General features: G+C 62.0%; 6 protein-coding genes. 2 read left to right on the top strand and 4 right to left on the bottom strand.

Annotated elements, in window-relative coordinates; all coding sequences use genetic code 11:
• Window positions 1-69: 69 nt before the first annotated feature.
• On the bottom strand, window positions 70-330 hold the full coding sequence (locus VHD36_20020; GenBank protein HVU89627.1) for a hypothetical protein: 261 nt from the start codon (window positions 328-330) through the stop codon (window positions 70-72).
• A gap of 565 nt (window positions 331-895) precedes the next feature.
• On the opposite strand from VHD36_20020, the gene ltrA reads away from it, so the two are divergent.
• Window positions 896-2,221: a group II intron reverse transcriptase/maturase gene (gene ltrA / locus VHD36_20015; protein HVU89626.1), complete on the top strand. Its 1,326-nt coding sequence runs from the start codon at window positions 896-898 to the stop codon at window positions 2,219-2,221.
• Between the two features lie 284 nt (window positions 2,222-2,505).
• Complete coding sequence (locus VHD36_20010) at window positions 2,506-2,706, top strand: hypothetical protein (protein HVU89625.1); 201 nt, start codon at window positions 2,506-2,508, stop codon at window positions 2,704-2,706.
• Here VHD36_20010 and VHD36_20005 read toward each other — a convergent pair.
• From VHD36_20005 to VHD36_19995, 3 genes are all read right to left on the bottom strand, one after another.
• The gene (locus VHD36_20005; GenBank protein HVU89624.1) at window positions 2,703-2,960 is read right to left on the bottom strand and encodes a hypothetical protein; all 258 of its coding nucleotides are present in this window, start codon (window positions 2,958-2,960) and stop codon (window positions 2,703-2,705) included. The genes VHD36_20010 and VHD36_20005 overlap by 4 nt on opposite strands.
• A 102-nt stretch (window positions 2,961-3,062) precedes the next feature.
• The gene (locus VHD36_20000; GenBank protein ID HVU89623.1) at window positions 3,063-3,629 is read right to left on the bottom strand and encodes a sulfotransferase; all 567 of its coding nucleotides are present in this window, start codon (window positions 3,627-3,629) and stop codon (window positions 3,063-3,065) included.
• 28 nt (window positions 3,630-3,657) lie between these two features.
• Window positions 3,658-3,879 (bottom strand): hypothetical protein (locus tag VHD36_19995; GenBank protein HVU89622.1); only part of this gene is annotated, 222 nt, incomplete at its 5' end.

Below are 3,879 nucleotides of genomic sequence, written 5' to 3'. Positions count from 1 at the left end.
TCGGCCTGATAACGCGATTTGCTTCGTGCCATGCCCCGTAGCATACCACGGCACGAGGGAGAGAAGTCGTCAGTCGTCGTCGTCGGGTACCCGATTCCATCGCAGGTAAAGACGGACGCACCGGACGATAAACGCCACGATGGCCACGACCAAGGCGACGAACAGACCGAGGAAGATCCAGAATGAGAGCTTGACCTTCGGAAGAGCGCCGACCGCGATGGCAGCAATGGCGACCGCCGCGAAAATCATGGGGGCGAGAACAAGCAGCCACGTTCCGATCGTGACGCCCGGATTGTCTGGCTCGCGGTCGCTGTGCGGCTTTCTGGCCATGCCCCCGATTGTACGTCGGGGCCAGGTAGTGCTTCCATTGTGCGCCATGAAAGGTTTTGGTTTCCCAGCGGGTGCAAGCCCCGCCCGGCAACTTGTCGCTCCAGCCGGAAGCAATCGGAGCGGCGGTGGAGGTAACGAAGCCGTCGAAGCCTTCGATGGAAAGGGTCGCATAGGCGATCCCGCGAGCAGGCAGGCCATAACGTGAGTGAACGCCGAGCAGGCCCCGAAAATTACCAATGTGGGAGCCGACCCGCCAATGGAACGGGGAAGGCCGCCGCCGTGCAGTACACGCTTCTTCGCGTTAGGCAAGAGGCACGAGTGACAAGACTGCGTGGTCCCACCGGGGTAATGGCGATGGCATGTCTGCAAGGGAAGCCAAGGCAACATGGGAAGCCCTGGCGGTGGCGGCGCGTGACCGCCAACGAGATGCCCGTGAGGGACAGGCTCGGCCGCATGGGGTGACGGAGAGGCCTGTAGTAGCGACGAAGCCGGGTAATGCCGGTGGAGCGAAGGGGCCTCAGTTCAAGGACAACGCAACAAGTAGCCAGGGACCAGGAGATTGGCGATGAGCCTACCAACCCTCTCAAGCGTTCAAAAGCTGCAGAATGCGTTGCATGCCAAAGCGAAGGGAGAACCCAAGTTCCGCTTCTACGCTCTGTACGACAAGGTGTACCGCAAGGACGTGCTCTGGTCGGCCTGGCGGCGCTGCCTGGCTAATGGCGGCGCTCCCGGAATCGACAACCAGACGTTCGAGGACATCGAGGCGTTCGGGCCGACGAAGTGGTTGGAAGAATTGGCGGAAGAACTCAGGACGAAGACGTATCAGGCCCAGCCGGTACGTCGCGTGTACATTCCCAAACCGGACGGCAAGCAGCGTCCGCTCGGCATCCCCACGATCAAAGACCGCGTCGTTCAAACGGCGCTGTTAATCGTGCTGGAGCCGATCTTTGAGGCGGACCTGCAAGACGAGCAATACGCTTATCGAGCCGAACGCAGCGCCTTGGACGCCGTGCAAGCGGTGACCAAGCTGCTGGACACCGGTTACACGGAAGTGGTCGACGCGGATCTCTCCGGTTACTTCGACTCAATCCCGCACAACGAGTTGATGCAATGCTTGGCTCGTCGTGTGAGCGATAAGGCGGTGCTACACCTCATCAAGATGTGGCTGGTCGCCCCGGTCCAAGAACGGAAGACCCGCGGACACATGGTCCGCACGACGCGGAACAAGGACGAAGGGCGCGGTTCGCCGCAAGGCGCGCCGATCTCCCCGTTACTTGCCAATCTGTACATGCGGCGGTTCGTGTTGGGGTGGAAGACGCTGCATTACGAGCGAAGACTTCGCGCCCGAATCGTCAACTACGCCGACGACTTCGTGATCTGCTGCCGCGGCACGGGCGAGCAAGCCCAGGCCGCCATGCGGGACATGATGAGCCGGCTGAAATTGACGGTGAACGCGACGAAGACGAAGCTCTGCCGCGTTCCCGACGAGACGTTTGACTTCCTGGGCTACACGTTTGGCCGATGTTACTCGCCGCGGACGGGACGGGCCTATTTCGGCTCTCGCCCGGCCCGCAAGAAGATTCGCCGCCTGTGCGACTCTTTGGACGCGACCCTCGGCCGACGCACGCAGCATCTGGACGAAGCAACGATCGTAGGCCGCCTGAACCGCCAATTACGGGGTTGGGCGAACTACTTCCAACTTGGTCCGGTCCGTTCAGCCTATCGAGGCGTAGATCGCTACGCGCGGAATGGGCTCCGCCGGTGGCTGTGCAAGAAGCATAAAGTGCCGGGTCGGGGAACCGCACGCTACCCCGAAGCCTACCTCGATGTCCAATTGGGGTTGGTCCGGCTCTGCAAGCTGAAACGCAGTCTCCCGCGAGCGAAAGCATGACACACTCGATCTACGAATCCTTGTCCGAGAGCCGGATGCGGGAAAACCGCCCGTCCGGTTCGATGAGCGGGAGGTGGAAACGGAGCATGGCTTGGCTAATGAGGCACCGGCAGACGAAAGGGCCGGAACCAGATAGGCCACACCTAAACCGCCGCGCCACCTCTCGACTCTACTGCCGGTTTCCTGTATTGCCCAACCAGGCGGGGCAGTCCGAACGTGGTGGCTGATCGCCGAACCTGGTCCGGCACTTTCCGGCGCGGTCTAATACCCCCATGGTGCCCCCCATGGCGCGACGGTTTCAGTTCAGCTTGAGGGCGTTGCTTGGCGTCATGCTGGCGGTCGCCATCGCATGTGCGATCCCGGCCGAAATCCGCGTGGCGATCGTTATCGGCGCCGTGTGGGTCCTTTTCTGCTTGCGCGAATTGCTGCTCCGCTACGTTGAGCCGCGAAATCGCGCCAACGAGACGAGCAAAGAAGGACGCTAGGGCACCGGGTTACCGAAGGAAATGCGGCCGCGGCCGTTCTCGGTTTCAAACTCGCAGGCGATTCCGCCCGGCACCTGCTTGATCTTCATCTTGTAGTTCTGGCCGTCGGTCCCTTTGCCCGTGCCGGTGTAATCGTCTCCCACGGCCGGCGCCAGCGAGACCTCGCTGAGTTTCAGCGCGTCTTTGAGGTAGGTCTCCACTTGCGATTTGTTCCAGGTTCCCGTGGCCTCGGAAGCCGGGATGGCTTGCGACATGGCGTTCGTGGGCGCTGCCCCGGGTTGCGACTGAGCGCCGCAGCCGCAGAGCGGCAGGATGCCGAGAAAGACCCAAAGAGTCGTTCGGCAGGTACCGCGCACTCAAGTGCTCCGGTTGCGATAGAGCGAGGGATCGACCGTCTCGGCCATTTTTTCTACGTCGGCGCGGCCGCTTAAAAACTCTCCGACGTGCTCGGCGTGCCGGCGGGGCTCGGCGAGAAGCTCGTTGTAGCTCACGCGCAAAACCTGCATGTGCTCTTGCCGGGCGAGCCACTCGTGCAACCGGCTCAGGTGCAACGTGAACGATCGCTCGATCTCCTGGCGAGGCGCTGCAGGACGGCCCAGACGCTTGAGCATCTTCTCCTGCGAGGCAAGCATCTCGTCGAAGTCTCGCTCCATGAAAATGATCCGGTAGCGCTCGCCGGCCGGCAAATCGTAAAGCAACTGCGACACCATCTTGAACGCCTTGCCCCGCGCGTCGGCCAGCCAGGAGGCGTCTCGCTTGATGGCCTTCACCTTCTCGAGCTCGTAATAGCCCTTGGGGTTGTCGATGTCGGCCGTGCGGGCCCCGTCGGTCACGACTTCCACGCCGCCGTTGTCGAGCATCTGCATCATGAGCGACGTGCCCGAGCGCGGCAAACCGGAGACGACGATGATGTCGGCGTACATTGCGCGAAAACCCTTCGGCGGACGAAAGTCACATGTTGACGTTAAACACGCGGCGAAACGCGAAACCAAAGACCATGGAGACGGCAAACCAGTAGACGACCCAGGTATCGGCGCCGCTCGTCCAGGAAGAACGCGTCGGATAGTCGATGGCGATCGACTGGATGGCCGAGTTGCGGTCGAATGGTTCTTCGGCCGGGTACAAGAGCACGTCGCTCAGCGACCGATCGGGCCGCAGGGAGCTGACCCGCAT

The organism is Pirellulales bacterium, from assembly GCA_035546535.1.
Classification (GTDB): domain Bacteria; phylum Planctomycetota; class Planctomycetia; order Pirellulales; family JACPPG01; genus JACPPG01.
Note: the sequence above shows the minus strand (reverse complement) of the source record. Positions and strands in the feature narration are given on the sequence as shown.

Bases quoted from the DNA above. Each gene is read 5' to 3' on its own strand.
- VHD36_20020 (HVU89627.1), bottom strand. From the start codon at position 330: ATGGCCAGAAAGCCGCACAGCGACCGCGAGCCAGACAATCCGGGCGTC.
- ltrA (HVU89626.1), top strand. From the start codon at position 896: ATGAGCCTACCAACCCTCTCAAGCGTTCAAAAGCTGCAGAATGCGTTG.
- VHD36_20010 (HVU89625.1), top strand. From the start codon at position 2,506: ATGGCGCGACGGTTTCAGTTCAGCTTGAGGGCGTTGCTTGGCGTCATG.
- VHD36_20005 (HVU89624.1), bottom strand. From the start codon at position 2,960: ATGTCGCAAGCCATCCCGGCTTCCGAGGCCACGGGAACCTGGAACAAA.
- VHD36_20000 (HVU89623.1), bottom strand. From the start codon at position 3,629: ATGTACGCCGACATCATCGTCGTCTCCGGTTTGCCGCGCTCGGGCACG.